20 protein-coding genes are annotated in these 23,833 nt (G+C 72.8%); 7 read left to right on the top strand and 13 right to left on the bottom strand.

The window, feature by feature from the left end; all coding sequences use genetic code 11:
- Nucleotides 1-32: 32 nt before the first annotated feature.
- Nucleotides 33-1,256, bottom strand: a complete 1,224-nt coding sequence (locus tag ACIBN2_RS06455) for an arginine deiminase (protein WP_399133056.1) — start codon at nucleotides 1,254-1,256, stop codon at nucleotides 33-35.
- Nucleotides 1,257-1,386: 130 nt separating this feature from the next.
- Between ACIBN2_RS06455 and ACIBN2_RS06450 the strand changes: the two genes are divergently transcribed.
- Nucleotides 1,387-2,424 (top strand): SPFH domain-containing protein, encoded by a 1,038-nt coding sequence (locus ACIBN2_RS06450; protein WP_399133055.1) that lies wholly within the window; start codon nucleotides 1,387-1,389, stop codon nucleotides 2,422-2,424.
- Nucleotides 2,421-3,314, top strand: a complete 894-nt coding sequence (locus ACIBN2_RS06445; RefSeq protein ID WP_399133053.1) for a hypothetical protein — start codon at nucleotides 2,421-2,423, stop codon at nucleotides 3,312-3,314. The genes ACIBN2_RS06450 and ACIBN2_RS06445 overlap by 4 nt, the downstream gene beginning before the upstream one ends.
- Here the strand turns inward: ACIBN2_RS06445 and ACIBN2_RS06440 are convergent.
- The 5 genes from ACIBN2_RS06440 to ACIBN2_RS06420 form a co-directional block, all read right to left on the bottom strand.
- Complete coding sequence (locus ACIBN2_RS06440) at nucleotides 3,294-4,562, bottom strand: MFS transporter (protein WP_399133052.1); 1,269 nt, start codon at nucleotides 4,560-4,562, stop codon at nucleotides 3,294-3,296. The two genes, ACIBN2_RS06445 and ACIBN2_RS06440, sit on opposite strands and share 21 nt — an antisense overlap.
- A 2-nt stretch (nucleotides 4,563-4,564) precedes the next feature.
- Nucleotides 4,565-6,679, bottom strand: a complete 2,115-nt coding sequence (locus ACIBN2_RS06435) for a RiPP maturation radical SAM C-methyltransferase (protein ID WP_399133051.1) — start codon at nucleotides 6,677-6,679, stop codon at nucleotides 4,565-4,567.
- A gap of 216 nt (nucleotides 6,680-6,895) precedes the next feature.
- Nucleotides 6,896-9,478, bottom strand: coding sequence for a polynucleotide kinase-phosphatase (locus ACIBN2_RS06430; RefSeq protein WP_399133050.1), 2,583 nt, complete (start codon nucleotides 9,476-9,478; stop codon nucleotides 6,896-6,898).
- Nucleotides 9,475-10,959, bottom strand: a complete 1,485-nt coding sequence (locus tag ACIBN2_RS06425; protein WP_399133049.1) for a 3' terminal RNA ribose 2'-O-methyltransferase Hen1 — start codon at nucleotides 10,957-10,959, stop codon at nucleotides 9,475-9,477. Before ACIBN2_RS06425 ends, ACIBN2_RS06430 begins: the two co-directional genes overlap by 4 nt.
- Nucleotides 10,960-11,151: 192 nt before the next feature.
- The gene (locus tag ACIBN2_RS06420; protein WP_399133048.1) at nucleotides 11,152-12,075 is read right to left on the bottom strand and encodes an LLM class F420-dependent oxidoreductase; all 924 of its coding nucleotides are present in this window, start codon (nucleotides 12,073-12,075) and stop codon (nucleotides 11,152-11,154) included.
- Between the two features lie 237 nt (nucleotides 12,076-12,312).
- On the opposite strand from ACIBN2_RS06420, the gene ACIBN2_RS06415 reads away from it, so the two are divergent.
- Nucleotides 12,313-12,477, top strand: coding sequence for a hypothetical protein (locus tag ACIBN2_RS06415; RefSeq protein WP_399133047.1), 165 nt, complete (start codon nucleotides 12,313-12,315; stop codon nucleotides 12,475-12,477).
- Nucleotides 12,478-12,526: 49 nt separating this feature from the next.
- Here the strand turns inward: ACIBN2_RS06415 and ACIBN2_RS06410 are convergent, their stop codons facing one another.
- The 4 genes from ACIBN2_RS06410 to ACIBN2_RS06395 all read right to left on the bottom strand — a co-directional run bounded on the left by ACIBN2_RS06410 (nucleotide 12,527) and on the right by ACIBN2_RS06395 (nucleotide 15,240).
- A complete protein-coding gene (locus ACIBN2_RS06410; protein ID WP_399133046.1) occupies nucleotides 12,527-12,997 on the bottom strand; it encodes a DUF6099 family protein in 471 nt (156 codons plus the stop codon).
- A 188-nt stretch (nucleotides 12,998-13,185) separates the two neighbouring features.
- Complete coding sequence (locus ACIBN2_RS06405) at nucleotides 13,186-13,545, bottom strand: nucleotide pyrophosphohydrolase (RefSeq protein ID WP_399133045.1); 360 nt, start codon at nucleotides 13,543-13,545, stop codon at nucleotides 13,186-13,188.
- Nucleotides 13,542-14,756, bottom strand: a complete 1,215-nt coding sequence (locus tag ACIBN2_RS06400) for an AAA family ATPase (protein ID WP_399133044.1) — start codon at nucleotides 14,754-14,756, stop codon at nucleotides 13,542-13,544. Before ACIBN2_RS06400 ends, ACIBN2_RS06405 begins: the two co-directional genes overlap by 4 nt.
- A 94-nt stretch (nucleotides 14,757-14,850) precedes the next feature.
- Entirely contained in the window at nucleotides 14,851-15,240 is a 390-nt protein-coding gene (locus tag ACIBN2_RS06395; RefSeq protein WP_399133043.1) for a cell division protein SepF, read from the bottom strand.
- A 288-nt stretch (nucleotides 15,241-15,528) separates the two neighbouring features.
- Here ACIBN2_RS06395 and ACIBN2_RS06390 point away from each other — a divergent pair, with 288 nt between their 5' ends.
- Entirely contained in the window at nucleotides 15,529-17,265 is a 1,737-nt protein-coding gene (locus tag ACIBN2_RS06390; RefSeq protein ID WP_399133042.1) for a hypothetical protein, read from the top strand.
- Nucleotides 17,266-17,271: 6 nt separating this feature from the next.
- Here ACIBN2_RS06390 and ACIBN2_RS06385 read toward each other — a convergent pair whose 3' ends face one another.
- A complete protein-coding gene (locus ACIBN2_RS06385) occupies nucleotides 17,272-17,790 on the bottom strand; it encodes a YceI family protein (protein WP_399133041.1) in 519 nt (172 codons plus the stop codon).
- Between the two features lie 108 nt (nucleotides 17,791-17,898).
- Here ACIBN2_RS06385 and ACIBN2_RS06380 point away from each other — a divergent pair, with 108 nt between their 5' ends.
- On the top strand, nucleotides 17,899-18,402 hold the full coding sequence (locus ACIBN2_RS06380; protein ID WP_399133040.1) for a MarR family winged helix-turn-helix transcriptional regulator: 504 nt from the start codon (nucleotides 17,899-17,901) through the stop codon (nucleotides 18,400-18,402).
- A gap of 82 nt (nucleotides 18,403-18,484) precedes the next feature.
- Nucleotides 18,485-21,607 carry an FAD-binding and (Fe-S)-binding domain-containing protein gene (locus tag ACIBN2_RS06375; protein ID WP_399133039.1) on the top strand — a complete coding sequence of 1,041 codons (3,123 nt, stop codon included), beginning with the start codon at nucleotides 18,485-18,487 and terminating at the stop codon, nucleotides 21,605-21,607.
- 12 nt (nucleotides 21,608-21,619) lie between these two features.
- Here ACIBN2_RS06375 and ACIBN2_RS06370 read toward each other — a convergent pair whose 3' ends face one another.
- On the bottom strand, nucleotides 21,620-22,393 hold the full coding sequence (locus tag ACIBN2_RS06370) for a YcnI family protein (RefSeq protein ID WP_399133038.1): 774 nt from the start codon (nucleotides 22,391-22,393) through the stop codon (nucleotides 21,620-21,622).
- 39 nt (nucleotides 22,394-22,432) lie between these two features.
- Nucleotides 22,433-23,041, bottom strand: a complete 609-nt coding sequence (locus ACIBN2_RS06365; RefSeq protein WP_399133037.1) for a hypothetical protein — start codon at nucleotides 23,039-23,041, stop codon at nucleotides 22,433-22,435.
- A 105-nt stretch (nucleotides 23,042-23,146) separates the two neighbouring features.
- On the opposite strand from ACIBN2_RS06365, the gene ACIBN2_RS06360 reads away from it, so the two are divergent.
- Nucleotides 23,147-23,818: a methyltransferase domain-containing protein gene (locus ACIBN2_RS06360; RefSeq protein WP_399133036.1), complete on the top strand. Its 672-nt coding sequence runs from the start codon at nucleotides 23,147-23,149 to the stop codon at nucleotides 23,816-23,818.
- Nucleotides 23,819-23,833: the final 15 nt, after the last annotated feature.

Raw genomic sequence — 23,833 nt, 5'->3', positions numbered from 1 at the left:
ATACAGACCGCGGGTCTGTACAGCCCACACGCCTAGACCGCCTCCCGTTCCACCGGGCAGCTCATGCAGCGCGGGCCGCCCCTGCCCCGGCCCAGTTCGCTGCCGGGGATCTCGATGACCTCGATGCCCTGCTTGCGCAGATGGGTGTTGGTGGTGGAGTTGCGCTCGTAGGCGACGACGACGCCCGGCTCGACGGCCAGCACGTTGCAGCCGTCGTCCCACTGCTCGCGCTCGGCCGCGTGCACGTCCTGCGTCGCGGTCAGCACCCGGATCTCGCTCAGCCCGAGAGCGGCGGCGATCGCGCGGTGCATGTGCTCCGGCGGATGGTCGGTGACCTTGAGCTCCTTGTCCGCGGCACCGGGTTCGATCGTGTACGAGCGCAGCATGCCGAGGCCCGCGTACTGGGTGAAGGTGTCGCCGTCGACCATCGTCATCACGGTGTCCAGGTGCATGAAGGCCCGCCGCTTCGGCATGTCGAGGGCCACGATCGTCTCGGCCGAACCCGCCTCGAAGAGCTTGTGCGCGAGCATCTCGACGGCCTGCGGGGTGGTGCGCTCGCTCATGCCGATCAGGACGGCGCCGTTGCCGATGACCAGGACGTCCCCGCCCTCGATGGTGGAGGGGTAGTCGGCCTGCCCCTCGGACCAGACGCGGAACGTCTCGGCGCGGAACAGCGGGTGGTGGCGGTAGATCGCCTCGAAGTGGACCGTCTCACGCTGCCGGGCCGGCCAGCGCATGGCGTTGACGCAGACGCCGTCGTAGATCCAGGCGGAGGTGTCGCGGGTGAAGAGGTGGTTGGGGAGCGGGGCGAGGAGGAATTCGTCGAGGTCCATGACGTGGAAGCGCACGGAGGTCGGCTCGGTGTGCCCCTCGAGGAACTCGCGCTTGGTCATGCCGCCGACCAGGGCCTCGGCGAGCTCCGGCGCGGGGAGCTTCTCGAAGGCGGCCCTGAGGTGGTCGGTGGCGAGGACGCCGTACTCCTTCTCGTCGAAGACCCGGTCCAGGACGAGGGTGCGGGCCGCCGGGATCTCCAGGGCCTCGGTGAGCAGGTCGCCGAAGAGGTGGACCGCAACCCCGCGGTCGCGCAGGACGTCGGCGAATCCGTCGTGTTCGGCGCGTGCCCGGCGCACCCAGAGCACGTCGTCGAACAGGAGGGCGTCCTTGTTGCTGGGCGTGAGCCTTTTGAGCTCGAGATTTGGCCGGTGGAGTATGACGCGGCGCAGCCGCCCGGCCTCGGAGTCGACATGGAATGCCATGCCTCCATCCTGACCATCGACGGGCGTCTTGACCCGCCGCTGTGAGGTTTCCGCGACTTCTTGTTTTCGTCCTCTTGACGATAAACGGCTCCCCCGATTATCGTCGAAGAGACGAAAAAGAGGGGATCCGATGGCCGACATCACCCGGCGCCTGGGCTGGCGCCACCTGCGCGGGGCGCCGACGGCGCACATCCGGCACCACCGCGACGGGCACCTGCTGCACGACGGGCCGGGACTCAGCTTCTGGTTCCGTGCACTGACCGCGGCACTGTCGGAAGTACCGGTCGACGACCGGGAGCTGGCGATGACCTTCCATGCCCGTACGTCCGACTTCCAGGACGTGGCGGTGCAGGCGACGGTGACCTACCGGATCAGCGACCCGGCGCTCGCCGCGGCCCGGCTGGACTTCTCCGTCGACCCGGACACGGGCGTGTGGCGGGGCGCGCCGCTGGAGCAGCTGGGCACGCTGCTGACCGAGACGGCGCAGCAGCACGCGCTGGACGTGCTGGCCCGGACACCGCTGTCGTCGGCGCTGGTCGACGGTGTCGCGGCGGTGCGGGAGCGGGTCGCGGCGGGGCTGGGCGCGGAGCCGCGGCTGCCCGCCACCGGCATCGAGGTGGTCGCCGTGCGCGTGGTCGCGCTGCGGCCCGAACCGGAGGTGGAGCGGGCCCTGCGCACCCCGGCCCGTGAGCAGATCCAGCAGGAGGCCGACCGGGCGACCTACGAGCGCCGGGCCGTGGCCGTCGAGCGGGAGCGGACCATCGCCGAGAACGAACTGGCCAGCCAGATCGAACTCGCCCGCCGTGAGGAGCAGTTGGTCGAGCAGCGCGGCACCAACAGCCGCCGCGAGGCCGAGGAGCACGCGGCGGCGGACGCGGTGCGGGCCGACGCGGAGGCGGCGCGGACAGTGCGGCTGGCGGAGGCGGAGGCCACCAAGGCGGTACGGCTGGCCCGCGCGGAGGCCGAGGGCGCGCGCGAGGTGGGCGAGGCGCGGGCCCAGGCGCAGGCGGCCTGGCTGCGGGTGCACGCCGAGGTGGACGTGGCGACCCTGCACGCCCTCACCGGGACCCGGCTGGCGGAGAACCTGCCGCACATCGACAGCGTGACCATCTCGCCGGACGTGCTGACGGGGCTGCTCGCCCGGCTCGGCAACGGGGAGCCGGCGTGAGCCTCGCGCCGCGCGCCGTGCTGGTCCACCGCACCACGGAGTACGAGGAGTTGGTGGCCCACCACGGCACGCACGGACAGGCCGCCTTCTTCCTGTCCACCCGGGGGCGGGACATCGAGGAGGTCGCGGACCGGCACAGCCGCAGCCGCCGTGCGCTGGCAGAGGTGACGGCCGCGATCCCGCTGACCTGGCGTCAGGCGACGGTGGAACGCGCCGATTTGGACCGCTTCCTGTTCGCGCCGGAGGACGTCGTGGTCGTGGTGGGGCAGGACGGGCTGGTGGCGAACACCGCCAAGTACCTGGCCGGGCAGCCGGTGATCGGCATCGACACCGATCCCGGCCGCAACCCCGGCGTGCTGGTGCGGCACCGCCCCGCGGACGCGCCCACGCTGCTGCCCGCGGCGCCCGTCACCGGCGCGGACGAACTCACCATGGTCGAGGCCGTCGCCGACGACACCCAGCGGCTGGTGGCCCTCAACGAGATCTACCTCGGCGCCGTCGGACACCAGACGGCCAGATACCGCCTGGGCCTCGAGGACGACGGGGGTGCCGTCGAGGCCCAGGCATCCTCCGGGGTGCTGGTGGGGACCGGGACCGGGGCGACCGGCTGGATCCGGTCGGTGTGGCAGGAACGGGGCGGCGCCCTGCCCCTGCCGCGCCCCACCGAGGGCCGTCTGCTGTGGTTCGTGCGGGAGGCGTGGCCGTCCCCGGCGACCGGTACGTCGCTGGTCGCGGGCGAACTCACCGCGTCCGGCGGGCTGCACGTCACCGTCGAGTCGGAGCGGTTCGTCGCCTTCGGGGACGGCATGGAGACGGACGCGCTGCACCTGACGTGGGGGCAGTCGGTGCGGGTCGGCGTGGCCGCGGCCTCACTGCGCCTGGTCGGCTAGCGCGGCCTTCTTCTCCCCGTGGTCCGCGCGCACCGGCGCCCACAGCGTCGCCCCCGACACCAGCGCCACCGCCGCCGACGCCACCAGGACCGGCACGTTCCCCAGCGCCGCCGCCAGCGCCCCGCCGCCCAGGGCCCCCACCGGCACCGTCATCAGGAGCACCGCCTGGGTGACGCCGGCAACGCGGCCCTGGAGCCCGGGCGGCGCCGCCAGCTGCTGAAGCGTGGTCATCGAGATGGACCAGACGGTGACGGCGAGGCCGTAAACGAGCTGGTACCCGAGCAGGAGCGGGAAGGGCGCGCCCAGGGCCGCCGCCGGGACCAGGAACATCGCGGCGCCCGCGAGCGGCCCGCAGATCCTGGTCGCCCGCCACGCCCCGACGCGCTCGCCGAACCGCCCGGACACCAGGATCCCGAAGACGGTGGCTCCGCTGAAGAGGGCGTACGTCGCCCCCAACCGCCAGGGTGACAAGCCGAGTTCGCGGGTCGCGTACAGCACGTAGAGGGCGGCCACCGCACCGCTGCCGAGGTTGAGGCCGGCGCCCGCCGCCGTCATGCGGAGCAGCCGCCGTTCCCGGCGGACGACGTCAAGGCCCGCCCGCAGCGCGGCGGCCGGCGAGGGGCGGGCGGCATCCCCGTGTGCGGCGGGGCTGTTCAGGGCCGACGGCAGGGCGAGCAGTACCAGCGCCTCCACGGCGTACGCGGCGCAGCCCGCCGTCAGCGCCGGGCCGGTGCCCACGAGGCCGACGAGGACACCACCCGCGGCCGGGCCGCCGATCTGGCCGACGGTACGGGCGCCGGTCAGCGCGGAGTTCGCGGCGAGCAGGCGTGCGGCGCCCACGACCCGGGGCAGCGCGGCCTGGAGGCCGACGGACAGGGTGAAGGTCAGGGTTCCGGAGACGGCGGCGACCGCGTAGAGGTGCGGCCAGGTGAGCTGTCCCGCCGCGCGGGCGAGCGGGACCGAGCCGACGGCCACGGCCTGCAGGGCGGTGGCGAGCACGAGCAGGCGGCGCAGCCGCACCCGGTCGGCGAGCACCCCGGCGAACGGGCTCAGCGCCGCTCCCGGCAGATACGTCAGCGCGAGGATCACGGACGCGTCGAAGGGCCCCGCGCGCAGCTCGGTCACGGCCAGGAGGATGAGCGCGAGCGCGGTGATCTGGCGGCCCACGGAGCCGGCCGTCTGCTCCGCGCAGAGCAGGACGAAGGGACGGTGGCGCCACAGGGGGCGACCGTCCGGCGGGACGGTCACCGTCAGATGCCCGTGCAGGGCACGGGCCAGCGTCCTATCCGCGGTGGCAGGGCCACCGCCCGGCCGTCGTCGCCGACCAGCGCCAGCCCCTCGGCCGCCAGCAGGGAGACGGCTTCGCGCTGGATGTCGCTCAACTCCTGCATCGGCGTGGGCGTTTGCAGCAGGTCGAAGGTCGCGAGCAGGTCGGGGTCGTCGAGCGTGTAGCGCGCCGCCGCCCCCTTGTCCCTGCGGTCCATGACGGTGACGAAGCCGGGACCGCGCCGGTGATAGAACATCCCGTACTCATACCCGGGCCCGTCCACCCGCACCGGCACCCGCCAGGTGGGCAGGGAGACGTACGTCGGCCCGTCGCGGAACAACAGCCCAAGCGCGAGCGCCTGTTGGAGCCACTCGGCCAACTCCGCCCCGTCCGGCGCCCGGTGGCCGTCCTCGGTCAGCAGGCGGTGCAGGGCCGCCGCGCTCCGCCCGTCCTCCAGTCTGCGCAGGGCGGCCGCCCGCCACCCCGTGAACCGGTGCGTGCGCCGCGGCCAGCCGTGGCGGTGGTCGTGGACGAGCAGGGCGTCGCCGTCCTCGGCGAAGGTCAGCCGGGAGCCGGGGTGCCCCAGCAGCCAGCGCTCGACCCCCTGCCTGAGCCGGGTCTCCACCGCTCCCCCGATGCCCGCGTCCTCGGTGTCGAACAGGTAGACCAGATCGGCGAGTTCGTCCTCGGGCAGGTCGTAGACGTGCCGGTACATCTCGGCGGGGCGGCGCTTGCCGAAGCCGAGGCCGGGGTCGTCGAAGTGGGGGCTGAAGCGCTCCAGCTGGATGCGGTGGGCGCCGCTCGGCGGTTGCAGGTGGACCAGGGCCGGGAGCTGGTCGACGACGTGGGCGTAGTCGTCGGCACTCTCGCCCGGGAAACCGTAGAGGAGGTTCCAGGAGCAGGTCAGGGAGTGGTTCTCGCACTCGCGCAGGGTGCGGACGTTGCGGGCGCCGGTGACGCCCTTGTCCATCAGGTCCAGGACCCTGCTGCCGAGGCTCTCGATGCCGGGCTGGATGTGCACGGCGCCCGCCTCCGCGAGGAGGGCGAGCTGGGCGGGGGTGAGGTTGGACTTGACCTCGTAGTGCATGCGCAGATCCCAGCCGCTGGCGGCCGCCCGCGGCAGGAAGTCCTTGAAGTACGCCATGTCGATGATGTTGTCGACGGTGACCACGTCCAGGATGCGGTGCCGGCGGACCAGCCGGCCGACCTCGTCCCACAGCCGTTCGCCGGGCTTGGCGCGGAAGGCCATCGCCGAGCCGTTGAGCCCGCAGAAGGTGCAGTGGTGCTTCTCGCCCCACCAGCAGCCGCGCGCTCCCTCGACGACCAGCTTGGGGTGTACGTACTCGGCGACCGGGGAGGCGTCCAGCGCCCGCTGCCACTGGTCGTAGTCGGGTGAGGGGATGTCGGCGGGCGCCACCGTGCGCCGGGACTCCTCGTTGGCGCGGGAGCGCTCGCCGTCCCACCAGCACAGGCCGGGGACGTCCGCGGGCGGTGTGCCCTCCTCGATGTGGTGCAGCAGCGCCGGAAAGGCGTACTCCGCCTCGCCGCGCACCACATGGTCGACAAAGGGGTGGTTGCGGTGCAGGGCGCGGCCCATCGGTCCGTCGCAGTTGCTGCCGCCGAAGACGACCCTCAACCGCGGTCGGCGGGACTTGAGTTCGCGGGCCAGCGCGAGCGAGGAGACGTTCTGCATGAACGTGGTGGTGAAGCCGACGACGTCCGGCTCGTCCGCGAGCACCGCGTCCGCGCACTCGGCGACGAACCCTGCCGCGTGCGCACGCATCTGGCGGGCGGTGCCGACGGTGAGCGAGCGCCGCTCGGCGTAGTCCCGCAGCCGCTCGCTCCCCCAGCCGGGGTCGTCGTAGAGCACACCGGAGAAGACCCAGTCGCCCAGGCCGTGGAAGATCGAGTCGCTGCCGACCCGTACGTAGTCGCCGGGCCGCAGCCGGCCGCCGGAGCGCTCCAGCAGGAACTCCGCCCAGCGCAGGGAGCCGTGGAACTCGCGTACCTCGTCGTGCGGACGGGTGCGCGAGAGCAGCGTGTGCAACAGGCCCACCTGGAGCGACGGCAGATCGATCGGATGCCAGGGCATCGTCACGAGCTGGACGCGCAGGCCGCGCCGCCCGGTCAGCGGGTCGGCCGTTTCTCCACGATGCGCGGCTGCCGGTTGGTCTTCTCTTCCTCGCGGACGACGACCTTCTTGATCTCCACGCCTGCCCCGCCCTTCCCGAACTCCCCTGATTCGTGCGGGTGTTCAAGTTAGGCGGGGGGCGTGTGAGACACAAGCGGTACCTGAGCACGGCTCACGAATGGCTCAAAGCCGCGGGTCCACCGGCTCCGACTCCAGCGCCAGCACCCCGAACACGGCCTCGTGCACCCGCCACAGCGGCTCACCCTCCGCCAGCCGGTCCAGGGCCTCCAGGCCCAGGGCGTACTCGCGGATCGCCAGCGACCGCTTGTGGTTGAGGAAGCGGGTGCGCAGCCGGGTCAGGTTGTCGGGGCGCGTGTACTCCGGACCGTAGATGATCCGCAGGTACTCGCGGCCCCGGCACTTGATGCCCGGCTGCACGAGCCGTCCCTCCGTGCCGCGCACCAGCGCGCCCACCGGCTTGACGACCATGCCCTCGCCGCCGCGGCCGGTCATCTCCAGCCACCAGTCGACGCCGGCCCGCACCGACTCCGGGTCGCCGGTGTCGACGTAGAGCCGCCGGGTGGTCTGCAGCAGGCCGCTGCCGTCGTGCTCCACCAGCCGGTCGAGCAGGGCGAGTTGCTCGTCGTGCGGCAGCCCCGCGAGGCTGCGGCCCTGGACGGCGAGGATCTGGAACGGCGCCAGGCGCACGCCGTCCAGGCCCTCGGTCGTCCAGCAGTAGCGGCGGTAGGCGTCCGTGAACGCGGCCGCGTTCGAGGCGCGTTCACGCTGGCGGGCCAGCAGGTCCGTCACCTCGACGCCCCGTGCCGCGGCGCCCTCCAGCGCGGCCAGCGCGCCGGGGAACACCGCGCCGGACGCGGCGCCGACGGCCGCGTACTGCGACCGCAGCAGCCCGGACGCCTTCAGCGACCACGGCATCAGCTCGGCGTCCAGCAGCAGCCAGTCCGTGCCGAGTTCGTCCCACAGGCCGGCCTCGCCGACCGCCGTGCGGACGCGACCGAGGACCTCCTCCGTCACCGCCTCGTCGTCGAAGAACGGCCGTCCGGTGCGGGTGTAGAGGGAGCCCGTAGGACCTCCCCCACTCTCGGCTTCGCTCGAGCGGAAGGTACCCCCAACGCCGAACCGCTTCCGTGCCGCTTCGGCGTCCCGGCACACCAGCACCACGGCCCGCGAGCCCATGTGCTTCTCCTCGCACACGACCCGCTCGACCCCGTCGGCGGCGTACTGCGCGAACGCCTCGACCGGGTGCTCCAGATACCCTTCCACCTTCGACGTGGCCGTCGGTGCCATGGTCGGCGGCAGGTACGGCAGCAGGCGCGGGTCGACCGCGAAGCGGCTCATGACCTCCAGGGCTGCGGCCGCGTTCTCCTCGCGGACCGCGACGCGGCCCTGGTGCCGGGTCTCCACGACCCGGCGGCCGTGCACGTCGTTCAGGTCGAGCGGCCGGCCGTCGTTCCCGCCGGGCGCCTCGGTGCGCAGCGGACGCGCCGGCTCGTACCAGACCTGCTCGGCCGGTACGTCGACCAGTTCGCGCTCCGGCCAGCGCAGCGCGGTCAGCTTGCCGCCGAAGACGGCGCCGGTGTCCAGGCAGATGGTGTTGTTGAGCCAGGTGGCCTCGGGGACGGGCGTGTGGCCGTAGACCACGGCGGCGCGGCCGCGGTAGTCCTCCGCCCACGGGTAGCGCACCGGCAGCCCGAACTCGTCGGTCTCGCCGGTGGTGTCGCCGTACAGCGCGTGCGAGCGGACCCGGCCGGAGGTGCGGCCGTGGTACTTCTCCGGCAGACCGGCGTGGCAGACCACCAGCCGGCCGCCGTCGAGGACGTAGTGGCTGACGAGCCCGTCGATGAACTCCCGAACCTCCCGCGTGAACTCCTCGCTCTGCCCTTCCATCTGCTCGATGGTCTCGGCGAGTCCGTGCGTGTGCTGAACCTTGCGGCCCTTGAGGTACCGGCCGTACTTGTTCTCGTGGTTGCCGGGCACGCACAGGGCGTTGCCCGACTTCACCATCGACATCACGCGGCGCAGGACGCCCGGGCTGTCGGGGCCGCGGTCGACGAGGTCGCCGACGAAGACGGCGGTACGCCCCTCCGGGTGGACGCCGTCGGTGTAGCCCAACTTGCCCAGCAGCGACTCCAGTTCGAAGGCGCAGCCATGGATGTCGCCGACGATGTCGAACGGGCCGGTGAGGTGGGTCAGGTCGTTGAAGCGCTTCTCGGTGACGACCGTGGCGTTCTCGACGTCCTCGACACCCCGCAGGACGTGCACCTTGCGGAAGCCCTCGCGCTCCAAGTGCCGTATCGAACGGCGCAGTTCACGGATGTGGCGCTGGATGACCCGGCGCGGCATGTCGGCCCGGTCGGTGCGCGCCGCGTTGCGCTCGGCGCACACCTCCTCCGGGACGTCCAGCACGACGGCGATGGGCAGCACGTCGTACTGCCTGGCCAGCTCGATCAGCTGACGCCGGGCGTCCGACTGCACGCTGGTGGCGTCGACGACCGTGCGGCGGCCTGCGGCCAGCCGCTTGCCCGCGATGTAGTGCAGGACGTCGAAGGCGTCCCTGGTCGCGCTCTGGTCGTTCTCGTCGTCGGAGACCAGTCCGCGGCAGAAGTCGGAGGAGATCACCTCGGTCGGCTTGAAGTGCCGGCGGGCGAAGGTCGACTTGCCGGAGCCGGAGGCGCCGACGAGCACGACGAGGGAGAGGTCGGTGACGGGGAGAACCCGTCCCTTGCGCTCTGCTGCTTCGGTCATGCCGCCTTCGCCTCCTTCTCGTTCGTCGTGAGCGTCGTGGCTGTGTTCCATTCGAAAATGGCCATCTGCGTGGGCGGTCCGACCTCCGGGTCGTCCGGCCCGACCGGCACGAACCGAACGCCGTAGCCGTGCCGTTCGGCCACCGCGTCCGCCCACGCGCGGAACTCCTCGCGGGTCCACTCGAAGCGGTGGTCGCCGTGCCGGGCGTGGCCGGCCGGGAGGGACTCCCAGCGGACGTTGTACTCCACGTTCGGGGTGGTCACGAGGACCGTGCGCGGACGGGCCGCGCCGAACACCGCGTACTCCAGGGCGGGCAGCCGCGGCAGGTCGAGGTGCTCGATCACCTCGCTGAGCACGGCGGCGTCGTAGCCCTTGAGCCGGTTGTCGGTGTAGGCGAGCGAGCCCTGGAAGAGCCTGACGCGCGAGGCCTGGCGCTCGCCCATGCGGTCCAGCTTCAGCCGCCGGGAGGCGATGGTCAGCGCGCGCATCGACACGTCGACCCCGACGATCTCGGTGAACTTCGGGTCCTTGAGCAGCGCCTGCACCAACTGGCCCTGTCCGCAGCCGAGATCGAGGACTCGGGCCGCGCCGGACCCGCGCAGGGACTCGATGATCGCGTCCCTGCGCAGCACGGCGAGCGGAGCCGGCTTCTCCTCGTCCTCGGTCTCGGCGCCGACCGCGTTGTCCAGCTCCTCGACCTCGCTGTCGTCGGCCTCAGCGAGCCGCACCAGTTCGAGGCGCTCCATCGCCTGCCGGGTCAGCGACCAACGGCGCGAGAGATAGCGGCTGGTGATCAGCTTCTGCTCCGGGTGCGCGGGCAGCCAGCCCTCACCGGCGCGCAGCAGCTTGTCGACCTCGTCGGGCGCGACCCAGTAGTGCTTGGCGTCGTCGAGGACGGGGAGCAGGACGTAGAGGTGGCGCAGCGCCTCGGCGACGGTCAGCGCCCCGGACTCCAGGACCAGGCGCACGTACCGCGAGTCGCCCCACTGGGGGAACTCGCTGTCCAGGGCCACCGGTTCGGCGGCCACCGTCCAGCCGAGCGGCTCGAAGAGCCGCCGTACGAGCTCGGGGCCGCCGCGGGCGGGCAGCGCGGGCACCTCGATGCGGAGCGGGCGCGGCTGCGCCGGCAGCTCGGGCCTGGCGTGGCAGGTGCCCTTGATCGCACTGGAGAACACGCTGCTCAGCGCCACGGCGAGCAGCGAGGAGGCAGCGTACGGGCGGTCGTTGACGTACTGCGCGAGCGCCGCGTCGGGTGCGCCGCCGCGCCCCTTGCCCTTGCCCCGCTTGACCAGCGCCACCGTGTCGACCTCCAGCAGCAGCGCCGCCGTGCAGCGCTGATCCTCCGCCTCGGGGTAGACGACGTGCGCCGTCCCGTAGGAGGTGGAGAACGCCTGCGCCTTGTCGGGATGCTTGTGGAGCAGGAAGCCGAGGTCGGTGGCGGGGCGTTCCGGCGTGCCGGTCGTGGTGATGGTCAGGAACATGGGCAGGGCCTCTCCGGCCGGTGGACGGTTTTCCGATGCCGTGCGCGCGAAAGCCCCCAGGAACGGTGATCCTGGGGGCTCGGCAGGACGACCGTCCCACCTTCGCACACGGCTGCCGACCGGCGCCTTTGTATATTCCTACGGCTTCCGGAACCGTCCGTTGCCACGACGGCCGGGGCCTTTTCGCTCCTCCTACGACAGCTGCGACTGGACGTGGGAGGAGATCTGCTCCAGGTGGTCCAGGTCGGAGAGGTCGAGGACCTGGAGGTAGATGCGGCGGGAGCCGATCTCCGCGTAGCGGCCGATCCTGTCGACGACCTCGGACGGGGTGCCCGCGAGACCGTTGGCCTTCAGCTCGTCGACCTCGCGGCCGATCGCCGCGGCGCGGCGGGCGACCTCCTGGTCGTCCTTGCCGACGCAGACGACCAGGGCGTTGGACAGGACGAGGTCGTCCGGGGCCCGGCCGGCCTCCACGGCGGCGGCGCGGACGCGGGCGAACTGGCTCTCGCTGTCCTCGACGCCGGCGAAAGGCATGTTGAACTCATCGGCGAACCGGGCCGCGAGGCGCGGCGTGCGGGTCGCGCCGTGACCGCCGATCAGCACCGGGATGCGTTCCTGGGCGGGCTTGGGCAGCGCGGGCGAGTCCGTGAGGTCGTAGAAGGTGCCGTGGAAGTCGAAGGTCTCGCCGAGCTTCGTCCGCCACAGGCCCGTGACGATCTCGAGCTGCTCCTCCAGGCGGCCGATCTTCTCCTTCGGGAAGGGGATGCCGTACGCCTTGTGCTCCTCCTCGAACCAGCCCGCGCCCAGGCCCAGTTCGACGCGGCCGCCGGACATCTGGTCGACCTGCGCGACCTGGATGGCGAGCACGCCGGGCAGCCGGAAGGTGCCGGCCGTCATCAGCGTGCCGAGGCGGATGCGGCTGGTCTCGCGGGCCAGGCCGGCGAGCGTGATCCAGGCGTCGGTGGGGCCCGGCAGGCCGTCCCCGGAGCCCATGCGCAGATAGTGGTCGGAGCGGAAGAATGCGTCGAAGCCGAGGTCCTCGGTGGCCTTCGCCACGGTGAGAAGCGTGTCGTAGGAGGCACCCTGCTGGGGCTCGGTGAAGATGCGAAGATCCATACGCCCATCCTGCACGTCCCGGAGCCGGCCGGCCTCACCGGCGTCCTGCGGAACGTCCGTCCTCGGTCGGGTGAAATCCGTCAACGCCGCGCCCGTGGCACGCACACGCCAGTGACCGGGCCTTATGGCGATCGTTGGGCGTGCGGAGCCGGACAGCCCGGCGCCCGCACCGGCCGGTCTTCGCCGGTGTGTCACCCGCATGGGCCTCGCCGGGGCCCGGGGTCGAGGAGGCCGCCAATGTCCGAAGAGTCCGTTCCGCAGCAGGGCGAGGGCACCGGCCGGCCCAAGGGGCTGCTGCAGCAGATGGAGGAGCTGATGGCGGCGCTGAACGCGGACCTGTCGGCACTGGACGCGGACCTGCAGTCGGCGGGGCGGGGCACCGAGGAGGCGGAGACCGGCTGACACCGGCCACGCCCGGCCTCCGGGCGGCCGACGGGAATTGTCAGCCCCCCTAGCCCGCCTCCCTCTCCGGTAACGCCTCCTCCCGGTCCGCCAGCCTGCGCAGCATCTCCCGCACCCGGTCCCTGGCCTCGTCCGCCGCGTCGATGGCCTCCATGCACTGCCAGTAGGTGCCCTCCTCGCCCGCGGCGCAGGCGACGCCCACCAGGGCGATGCTCACCTCGCCGAGCAGCCCGCCGAGGCACAGGAGCGCCTGGCGGGCGTCGCCCAACTCGGTGAGCTGGGCCGCGCGCAGTTCTTCGGTGGTGAGGCGCGGGGTGTCCAGGACGCCGCAGCCGCGGCCCGCCAGTTCGGTCAACCCCAGTGCCTCGCCGCGTAGTTCGGGCGGGCCGGCCACTGCGAGGCGGCTGCCGATCGCCTGCGCCAGGGCCTGTGCCTGCCACACCTCCGTCATGGTCTCCGGCGTGCCGCAGCTGCCTATCAGGGCACATCTGCTCGTCACGATGAGCCGCACAGCGTCCATGCGCTGCCCCCGTCCGTCCCGACGCGCTGCCCACGCGTCTGCCCGAACTCCGTTGTCCACTACCCAGAGTGAGGGCGTGTGGGACGAAAAGCCAGAGCAAGACGGAAATCTGTGGACAACAAATCGATTTCAGGCCGGAATTTGACTCCGGAGAGTGAAAGTGGACTGAACCACTCCTCGCAACTGCCTTACGGCGCGGGGAATCTCCGTTCGTTGCGGTCGATCTTCGCGTCCAGCGCCGCGAGCGGATCGATGCCCAGCACCTCGCACAGCTGGAGCAAATAGGCGAGGACGTCGGCGACTTCGTCCGTCACACGGTGCGCGGTCTCCGCCTCGTCCATGACGCGGGCCGACTCCTCCGGCGTCAACCACTGGAAGATCTCCACGAGTTCGGACGCCTCCACGCTGAGCGCGGCGACCAGGTTCTTGGGCGTGTGGTACGGCTGCCAGTTGCGGGCGGCCGCGAAGTCGGCCAGCCTGCGCTGCAGTCTCGCGACGTCGAGGGGTTCGCGCGGGGGGCCGCCCCGGGGGCCCTGGGGTTCGTTCACGGCTTCAGGTGTACCACCGTGACACCAGCCGTCCCGTCCACCCCGCCCCCATCGACCCCGTTCCCCTCCGCGCCGTCCGCCCTGTCCTCCCGCACTCCGTCCGCCCCCGTGATCCACGACGCGTCGCTGACCGCGGCGACGACGCGGATGTGTCCGCGTACGCCCATCCGCCCGGCCAGCCGCAGCAGTTCCCGTCGCTGCCGCGGATCGAGGGAGCGGTCGAAGCCGTCGGCGAGGACGGTGAGGGTCTGCATCGCGGCGGGCACCTCGCCGGCGGCGTCCACGTCCAGCACGCCCGGGCCGGTCAGCAGGACCAGGGCGAGGGCCAGATACCTCAACTCGCCGTCGCCCAGGCGCCGCAGGGCCGTACGGAAGCCGTCGCCGCGGTCGAGCAGGGCCCGCACGGTGCCGTCGCCGAGCGGCTCGGCGAGCACGTCGGCCACCGGTCCCGGGCATCCGGCGCGCAAGGCGTCGACGAGCAGGGCGTGGCGCCGCCCGCACTCGACGCTGGTGCGCCACAGGACGTCGGCGAGGTTGTCGCAGCCGCCCAGGAGCCGGCCGGAGCCCATCGGCACGGGGGCCCGCATCCGGCTCGGGCGCGGATCGCAGGCGAACACGGACCGCAGGGCCACGACCATCTGCTCGGCGGCGGCCAGCACCCGGCGCTGCCCGTCGGTCTTGCCGGCCACGCGCAGGGGCAGCAGCGCGGTGCCGAGCAGGTCGTCGGGCAGCGGGGCGCGGGTCACGGGCGCGGAGCCGGCGGTGTGCCAGGCGGCCTGCACGGTGCGGCGGGAGGGGTCGCGCAGGGCGGTCTCCAGCAGCACCAGGCCGCCGGCGGTCAACCGCTCGCCCACGACGCGCAGTTCGGGCTCGGCCTGCACGGCGACGTCGAGCCGGACCGGCCCCTCGGGCCCGTCGGCGGTGCAGCCGATACGGAAACCCCGCCGCCGCTGCGCGTCGGGCCGCGCCCGGTCGGGTACACAGGCGCCCGCGTCCGGGAACACCTCCGCCACCTCGGCGCCCCCGCCGAGCCGCGCGAGCGCCTCGTACGCCCGCAGCGCGGTCGTCTTCCCGCGCCCGCTGCCCCCGGCGAGCACGGTGACCGGCCCGAGCCCGAACCCGGTCCCCCGGTGCCCGGCGAAGGCGGACAGCCGCAGCTCGGTGAGACAGGGGCGGACGGGGCCCGGGCGGTCCGCAGGCGACAGGGTCATGTCCGGACCGTAGATCCCCGTCCGTGAGGTGAACCGTTACGTCGTCGTGAGCTTCCTACGATCGGGGGACCGCGGCCCGATCAGGGGACCGCGGTCAGACGCCGGAGATCCCGGCGCTCTCCATCAGGTCGGTGACCTCGGTGTCCGCGGGGGTGAGCAGGAAGACGTTGCGGTCGACGCGGTGCATGCCGCTCGCCAGGCCGAAGACGACCCCGGTGCTGAAGTCCAGGACCCGCTTGGCGACTTCGGACTCCGCGCCGGTGAGGTCCAGGAGGACGGGGATGCCCGCCATCAGGGTCTCGGCGACGTCGCGGGCGTCGGCGAAGACGTTCACCCGGAGCACCACGAAGCGGCGGCGCATCTCGGTCTCCGCCTCGGGCAGCGAGCGGTGGTCCACCGCGGACGGCCAGGCGTCGCGCCCCCGCAGCGGTACGACCTGCGCAAGGCCCGCCCACTGCTCATCGGTGACGTCGTGGCTGTTCACCGGTTCCCCCAACTCACTCGCACTCCATGCCTGCACCAGCCAATTCTTACGCCAAGTCACCCGTTCGGCCCAACAGCGACACGGTCCGCGACCGCCACAACCGTGCCGGGAGGAGCCGGCCGCGACGTCTGGAATGACCGGTTCCTGCCCGCTCGAGGCTTCTTACCGGCCTCACACCGGACTCTTCACCTCCCGCCACGCCCCGCTCACCGGGCGCGTCTAGCGTCACCTGACGTGCACTTGGCAGAAACTCGGCTGGTGGCACGCGGTCGGCGGACACGGTCGGCGGTGCCCTCCCCCACTCTCGACTCCGCTCGAGCGGGTGGTACCCCCATCCCGCAACCGCCCGCGCAGTGGCATCGCGTCCTGACGCTGCTCGCCGATGTCAGCCTCTTCATCGGCACCCGCTCCGTGTGGGTCCAGGCGGCCAGCCACCGGCTGCCCGTGGCCGCGGTGATCTCGGTCTGTTACGCCTCGATCCTGGTGTGCGGAGTGCTGACGCTGGTGGTGCGCCGGGCCCGTTCGCTGGCACGGCTGGACGGTTGCGTCCTGGTCACCGCGGTGACGCTCGCCCTGTGCACCTGGGTCATGAACCACGGCGGCTCCGACGAGGCGATGCTGACCACCCAGGCCGCCCATGAGCTCGTCGCGGGCCACCCCGTCTACGGGCAGCCCTGGCCGTGGCTCTTCGGCCACGGCATCGCGCTCACCCCCACCGTGAGCGGCGGCTACGACTTCACCTACGGCTATCCGCCGCTGGCCCCTCTGCTCACCGCACCGCTGCTGTGGCTGGGCCACGGCGGCGCCCCGGCGACAGCCGTGAGCACCGGCGCCCTCGTCGCCGGCACCGTCGTGCTGTGGCGGATGCTCCCCACGCCGTGGCGGTCGGCGGCCACCATGGCCTGCCTCGGCTTCGGCTTCCTGCCGACCTACGCCCGGCTCGGCTACCCGGCGATCACGGCCCTGGCCCTGCTGATCCCGGTGGTGATGTACTGGCCGCGGATCGGGCGGGGCGGCCGGCTGGGACCGGCCGGCGTCGCCCGGGCCGTGTGCCTGGGCGCCGCGTGCGCGACGCAGCAACTGCCGTGGTTCCTGGCGCCGTTCCTGCTGGCCGGGATCTACGCCGTGCGCCGGGGCGAACTGGGCCGGCGCGCCGCGACGCTGGTGACCCTGCGGATCGTCGGCATCGACGCGATCGTGTGGCTGCTGATCAACACGTACTTCATCGTGAGCGAGCCGGGCACCTGGCTCGCGGGCATCGCACTGCCGCTGACCCAGGGGGCGACCCTGCACGGGCAGGGCCTCGGGGACATCTCCCTGTACCTCACCGACGGCAGCGACCGGCTCGACTGGTACGGGCACGCCAGCCTGCTGCTGGCCGCGGCCCTGCTCGCGCTGCTGGTGCTGTTCATGCGCCGCCTGGGGCCCGCGGCGACCGTCCTGCCCTGGTGCGCCTTCTACCTGGCGACCCGCTCCCAGGACGGCTACTACCTGATGATGACGCCGCTGTGGCTGGCGGCGGCGGTCACCGCTCCCCCGTCGGAGTTCGCCCGCGCCTGGCAGCCGCGCCCGCGTCCGCTGCGCGGTCCGCACCGCCGTACGGCGCTGATCGTGACCTGCGTGCTCCTGGTCGCCCCGGCGCTGGCGAGCGCGGCCGTGGCGGCCACCGGGACGCCGCCGCTGCGCATGCGCGTCGCCGCGGTGCGGCGCCTGTCGGCGGACGTCGTCTCCCGGCTGACGCTCCAGGTCACGAACGTGGACGGCAGCGCCCTGACGCCGCACTTCATGGTCACGACGAACCAGGGTTCCGGCAAGTACTGGTCACTGGTGCGGGGTCCGGCCACGGTGCCCGCCCACAGCACCGTACGGATGGAGATCCGCCCGGCCGCCGGGAAGTACGCCCTGCCCACCAAGCCGAGCACCCGCCTGCGTCTGCGGGCCTTCACGGCGACGCCGCAGACGCTGTCGAGCACCTACATCCAGCTGAAGGGGCGCGCCGACTCCCGTACGCACCGGGGCCGTTGACGCCCGTCAGGCCGCGGGAGGGCGCACGAAGCGGAGCGCGGCCGTGACCGTGGTCAGGCCGCGGATCATGCCCAGCTGGTTCCAGGTGAGGCCGAACTCGGCGCGGTCCACGGCGAATTCCGTCTCCAGGGTGAGTGCGTCGGCGTCCGCGCCGGCCAGCCGCGCGGTGAGGGTCTGCGGACGGCTGACGCCGCGCACGGTGAGCTGACCGGAGACCTCGACGGTGTCGCCTGCCCCGGCCCGTGCCTCGCGCACGGCGAAGGTGATCTCGGGGTGGCTCGCCACGTCGAAGAAGTCGGCGGAGCGCAGGTGGTCGTCGCGCTTCTTGTTCTTGGTGTCGAGGGTCGCGGCGTCCAGGGTCAGGGTGCCGGTGGCGGAGCCGTCGGGACGCACCTCGCCCTGTCCGCCGACGGCGCCGAAGGCTCCCTTGACGGTGACGAGACCCCAGATCGTCCTGTGGCGTACGGCGACCGTGGAGGCGGTCGCGTCGAGCTGCCACACACCGGTTTCGACGGCGACGGTCATGCGCTTCTCCCAGCATTTGATTCAATTTTGGATGACCACACGCTAGCCCGTTATCCAAATCTGGACAACCGTCTCGTCCAAAAATGGACAACGGTTAGACTCGGCACCATGGCCGACCCCGAGGAGCACACCGGCGACCTGCCCGAATGCCCGTCCGCGCAGGGCGGCGGACTGCTGCCCGAGGAGCTGCGGGCGTGGATGGTGATGCTGGCGGCCATGGGAGCGGTGGAGCAGGAGCTGCGGTCCGTGGTGAAGGACCGGCTCGACGTCTCGCACGACGAGTTCCTGATCCTGTGCCTGCTCGCGGAGTCGCCCCGGGAGGGCCTGCGGATGACGCGCATCGCGGAGCTCCTCGGCCGGCCCAAGACCCGGCTCACCTACCAGATCGCCTGCCTGCAGCACGCCGGCCTGGTGACCCGCAAGTCGGTCTGCGGCGACCGGCGCGGCATCGAGGTCGCCCTCACCGACAAGGCGCGCAGCCTCCTGGAGGACACCTCCGCCACCCTCGCCTCGACGGTCACCGGGGCCCTGTCCCGCGTCATGGGCCCGGACCAGCACGAGGCGATGTGCGGTCTGCTGCCGCGGCTCGCCGAGGAGCACGGGGCGAGGTAGCCGGCAGGGCGGATGGCCCGTCCGGGCCTGGGTACCCGGCGCTCCCGTTCTCTTGCCGTACGGCGACCGAAGGAGGGCCTCCATGGGCGCACTGGACCTGCCCGAACCCGTCGTCCGCGACGGAGCCGCGCCCCCGGTGGACATCGCGCGGCTCGAGGCCGCGCTGCGTGAGCGGGTGGACGGAGAGATCCGTTTCGACCCCGGCAGCCGGGCCGCGTACTCCACCGACGCCTCGAACTTCCGGCAGACCCCGATCGGCGTGGTCGTGCCCCGCACCCCCGAGGCGGCCGCCGAGGCGGTGGCCGTCGCGCGCGAGCACGACGCCCCCGTCCTCTCCCGCGGCGGCGGCACCAGCCTGGCCGGGCAGTGCACCAACGCGGGCGTGGTGATCGACTGGTCGAAGTACTGCAACCGGCTGGAGTCCGTGGACGAGAAGGCGCGCACCTGCGTCGTCCAGCCCGGCATCGTCCTTGACGAGCTCAACCGGCAGCTCGCGCCCACCGGGCTGCGCTACGGCCCCGAGCCCGCCACGCACGCCAACTGCTGCATCGGCGGCATGATCGGCAACAACTCCTGCGGCGCCACGGCACAGGCGCACGGCAAGGTCGTCGACAACATCGCCCGCCTGGAGGTGCTGCTCTACGACGGCACCCGCTTCTGGTGCGGTGAGACCGGCGAGGAGGAGTTCGCCGAGATCGAGCGGCAGGGCGACCTGCGGGCCACGGTCTACCGGCAGTTGCGCGCCCTGCGCGACCGCTACGGCGAAGAGGTGCGCCGCCGCTACCCGGACATCCCGCGCCGGGTCTCCGGCTACAACCTTGACTCGCTGCTGCCGGAGCACGGCTTCGACGTCGCCGGGCTGCTCGTCGGCAGCGAGTCGACCCTGGTCACCGTGGTGCGGGCCGAGCTGGAGCTGGTGCCCGTGGTCAGGGAACGGACGCTGGTCGTCCTCGGATTCCCGGAGATCGCGGTGGCCGCCGACGCCGTACCGGCGATCCTGCCGTACGAGCCGATCGCGCTGGAGGGTCTCGACGCGCGGCTGCTGAGGGACGAGCGGATCAAGGGCCTCAATCCGAAGGCGCGGGAGCAGATGCCCGACGGGAACGCCTTCTTGATGGTGCAGTTCGGCGGGGACACCGTCGACGAGGCCGACGAGCGCGCGCACCGGATGCTGCGGGGCCTGCACGAGTCCGAGCACGAGGCCGACGTCGCCTTCCTCGACGACCCCTCCCACGAGGACGAGTTGTGGCAGGTGCGCGAGGCCGGGCTCGGCGCCACCGCGCACGTCCCGGAGCACGCCGACACCTTCGAGGGCTGGGAGGACTCGGCGGTGGCACCGGAGAAGCTGGGCGACTACCTGCGTCGGCTGAACAAGCTGTACGAGGAGTTCGGCTACCTCGGCGACACCGGGCCCAGCCTCTACGGCCACTTCGGGCAGGGCTGTGTGCACACCCGTATCCCCTTCGACCTGTACACGGCCGACGGGGTGGCGGCCTACCGGCGGTTCATGGAGCGGGCGGCGGACCTGGTCGCCGAGTTCGGCGGGTCCTTCTCCGGGGAGCACGGGGACGGGCAGAGCCGGGGCGAACTGCTGCCGCGCATGTTCGGGGACGAACTGGTCGAGGCCTTCGGGCGGTTGAAGGCCGTCTTCGATCCGCTGGACCGGATGAACCCGGGCAAGGTCGTGGCACCGTACGGGCTGGACGAGAACCTCCGCCTCGGCGCCGGCTGGGCCCCGTACGCCCCCCGTGACCTGCACTTCCAGTTCCCGGACGACGGCGGGTCGTTCGCCCAGGCCGCCAACCGGTGCGTGGGCGTGGGCAAATGCCGGCAGCTCACCACCGACGGCGGCTCGGTGATGTGCCCCTCGTACCAGGTGACGCGCGAGGAGGAGGACTCCACGCGCGGGCGCGCGCGGCTGCTGTTCGAGATGCTCGACGGGCACGGCGACAGCGCCGTCCAGGACGGCTGGCGGTCCGAGGCGGTGCGTGACGCGCTCGACCTGTGCCTGTCCTGCAAGGGGTGCAAGAAGGACTGCCCGGCCGATGTCGACATGGCCACCTACAAGGCGGAGTTCCTCTCCCACCACTACGCGGGACGGCCCTGGCGCAGGCCGCGGTCCGACCTCTCCATGGGCTGGCTGCCGCTCGTCGCCCAGGCCGTCGGCCGTGCCCGTCTCGGCCCGCTCGTCAACGCCCTCACCCACACCCCGCCGCTGTCGAAGGCGGCGCGCGCGCTCGCGGGGGTCGAGGACCGGGAGGTGCCGCTGTTCGCGGAGCAGTCGCTCCAGCAGTGGTTCGCCGGACGCCGTGAGACGTACGGCGACGGGTCGCGCGGCAGCGTGCTGCTGTGGCCGGACACCTTCACCAACTTCTTCCACCCGCACGTCGGACGGGCGGCCGTGGAGGTGCTGGAGCACGCCGGGTGGCGGGTCGAACTGCCCGAGGAGTCGCTGTGCTGCGGGCTGACCTGGATTTCCACCGGTCAACTGGACATGGCCGAGCGGGTGTTGAGCCGCACCGTGCGGCATCTCGCCGGGCATGTCCGGGCCGGCGGGCTCGTGGTGGGTCTGGAGCCGAGCTGCACCACCGTGTTCCGTTCGGACATGGGCGACCTCTTCCCCGGCGACCGGGACGTGCGCAGGCTGCGCGACCAGACGGTGACGCTGGCGGAGCTGCTCACCGAGCACTCCCCCGGCTACCGGCCGCCGCAGGTCCCGGACCGTTCGGCGCGGGCGCTGGCCCAGGTGCACTGCCACCAGCACGCGGTGCTCGGCTGGAACGCCGACCGGGAACTGCTGAAGCGGGCCGGCGTCGACGTCGAGCAGCTGGAGGCCGGCTGCTGCGGGCTGGCCGGCAACTTCGGCTTCGAACGCGGCCACTTGGAGGTGAGCGAGGCCTGCGCGGAACGGGTCCTGCTGCCCCGGCTGCGCGAGGAGGACGAGGGGACCGTCCTCCTCGCCGACGGCTTCAGCTGCCGCACCCAGGTCCACGAGTTCGACAGCGGCGGCCACGAGGGGGTGCACCTGGCGGAGTTGCTGGCCTCGGGCCTGCCCGGGGGCGCGCACGGCAGCGCGTACGCCACGGGCCCGGAGGTGCGGCCCGCCCCGCCGGGACGACGCGCCAGGACCCTCGCCCTGGCCGGAGCCGGGCTGGGCGCGGCGCTCGTCGCGGCGGGGGTCACCCAGGTGCTGCGGCGGCGGTAGCGGTAGCGGCCGTCAGGATGCCTGGCCGGAGCGGCCGCGCAGCAGGGCGAACGCGGCCGCCGCCAGGCCCAGTACGCCCACGACGAGCCCGGCGATCCCGAGGCCGCGGGCGGTGGAGTCGCTGCTGTCCGAGGAGGCGGACGCGGAGCCGGCGGGGGCCTTCGACGCCGGTGCCGAGGCGCCGGAGCCGTCGGCCCCGGTACCGCTGTCGCCCCCGTCGCCCCCGTCGTCCCCGGCGGCCTTCGCGGTGAGCTTGAGGACGGGTGCCGGGTTCTCCGGCTCGTCCCCGCCCGACTGGGGCGCCTCGATCCAGCGGACGGTCTTCCCGTCCGAGTAGGTCTGCAGGGTCTTGAACACCAACTGATCGCCGCTGTCGGACAGTTGACCGAAGGCGACGTTGAAGTCCTCGTACTGGCCGGGGCCGATCTTCCCGCCGGTCCAGGTGATCTCGGAGACGGCGTCGGTGATGGTGCCGTCGTCGGTCTTGATCGGCGTCTTCAGCTTGGTGTCGGTGACCTTCGCCGTCCAGCCGTCCCGCGGCGGCGAGACGAGCACGCCGAGGACGGGGTGGTCGGTGGGCAGGAAGACCTGCACCTTGGTGGTACTGGCCGTGTCCTCCTCGTTGGGGACCCGGAAGGTCAGGACGCCGTCCGTGGCGCCCTTCGCATAGCTGTCGGGGTGGACGGTGACGTGCGCGGAGGCCGCGCCCGCGGCGGCGAGGACCCCGACGGCGGCCAGGGCGGTCACGGCGCCGGCGCGGCGCAGGGCGGTGCGTGTGTGGGACATGACTGGGTCGAACTCCGTACCGGGTGGGGGATGTCGAGGTCAGATCGCGTACGACGTTCCCGGCGGCGGACCGCGCCGCTGCACCGCGTGCCGCAGCAGGAGCCGTCGCAGCGGCCGCGGACCACCGGCCCCCAGGCGTACGGCGCCCCGTGTGTCCGGCACCCGCCACGTCCCGCCGCGCGCCCGCCACCAGGCCGCGAGGCCCGGCACGAGCGAGGCGGCCCGGCGCAGCAGCGACCACACCGCGGCCTCGCCGCGCCGCAGCCACCACGTCAGCACCGCGGCCGCGCCGACGTGGGCGACGGTGGCGTGCGGTGTGAGGGCGTGCTGGTGGGCCATGCTCATGCCGCTCATGCCCCGCATGGCGCCCATGCCGTGCATCGGCACAGCCATGTGCGGCCGTACGGCGTCGAAGGCGAGGTGCAGCCCGCCCTGGGCCGTGAGCGTGCCCGCGCCGATGGCGGGCAGCGACCGCTCGCGGCCGGCCAGCAGACAGCCGGCTGCGAAGACCGGCCCGAACCCGGCGGCCTGCACCCACATGTGCGGTGCCGCCCCGGTCGCCAGCGCGTGGCCCCCGGCGGCGAGCAGCACGCACAGCGCGGCGAACACCGCCGCGCGCGTCACGCGTACCGAAGGAGCCGCCCTCATGGCGCCCGATACTGCCATGCCCGGGATCGGCCCCGCCCTCCGGATGCCGGCGCGCACCGGTGCACACTGAAGACGCACGGACCGAACGGCCAAGGCGGTGACGGGATGCGCATCCCGATCGACGGCGGCCCGGCCGCAACTGCGGGCGCGCACGCGTCGTGCCGCCGCGTGTCGGCTGGAACACCCGTCCCGCCCACCGGAGTTGACCGGGCGCACGTCCCGTCCCACTCGACGACCGGCGAGGCGACCTTGCGTCAGCAGGAACCGCACGACCGTCAGGACGGGGCCTCCTCGGCCGCCTCGGCGTCCGCCCGGTGGGCCGTCGGCGCCTTTCGTGCCGCCGGCGCCCGTACGGTGCTCGTGCTCGGCGCCGGCCGGGACGCCCCGTTCCTCACCCGCGCGGGCTTCACGGTGCACACGGCCGAACTGCGCGACCCGCTGCCGCTGCCCGACGCCTGCGTGGACGCCGTGTTCGCGCCCATGGTGCTGTGCGCGGCGCTGACGAGGCGGGAGATCCGGGCGGCGGTCGACGAGACCGGCCGCGTTCTGCGCCCCCGCGGCCTGCTCGTCTACACCGTCCGCCACACCGGCGACCCGCACTGCCGCACCGGGGTCCACCGCGGCGAGAACATCTACGAACACGGCGGCGTCGCCGTCCACTTCTTCGACGCGGACCTGCTGCACGACCTGGCACAGGGCTGGCACGTGCACGGCGTGAATGCCTTCGAGGAGGGCGAACTGCCGTACCGGCTCTGGCGGGTCACCCAGGCCAGGTGATCGCAGCACCCGGTG

Origin of the sequence: Streptomyces sp. NPDC050534 (genome assembly GCF_044457745.1) — a bacterium.
Taxonomy (GTDB): Bacteria; Actinomycetota; Actinomycetes; order Streptomycetales; family Streptomycetaceae; genus Streptomyces.
Note: the sequence above shows the minus strand (reverse complement) of the source record. Positions and strands in the feature narration are given on the sequence as shown.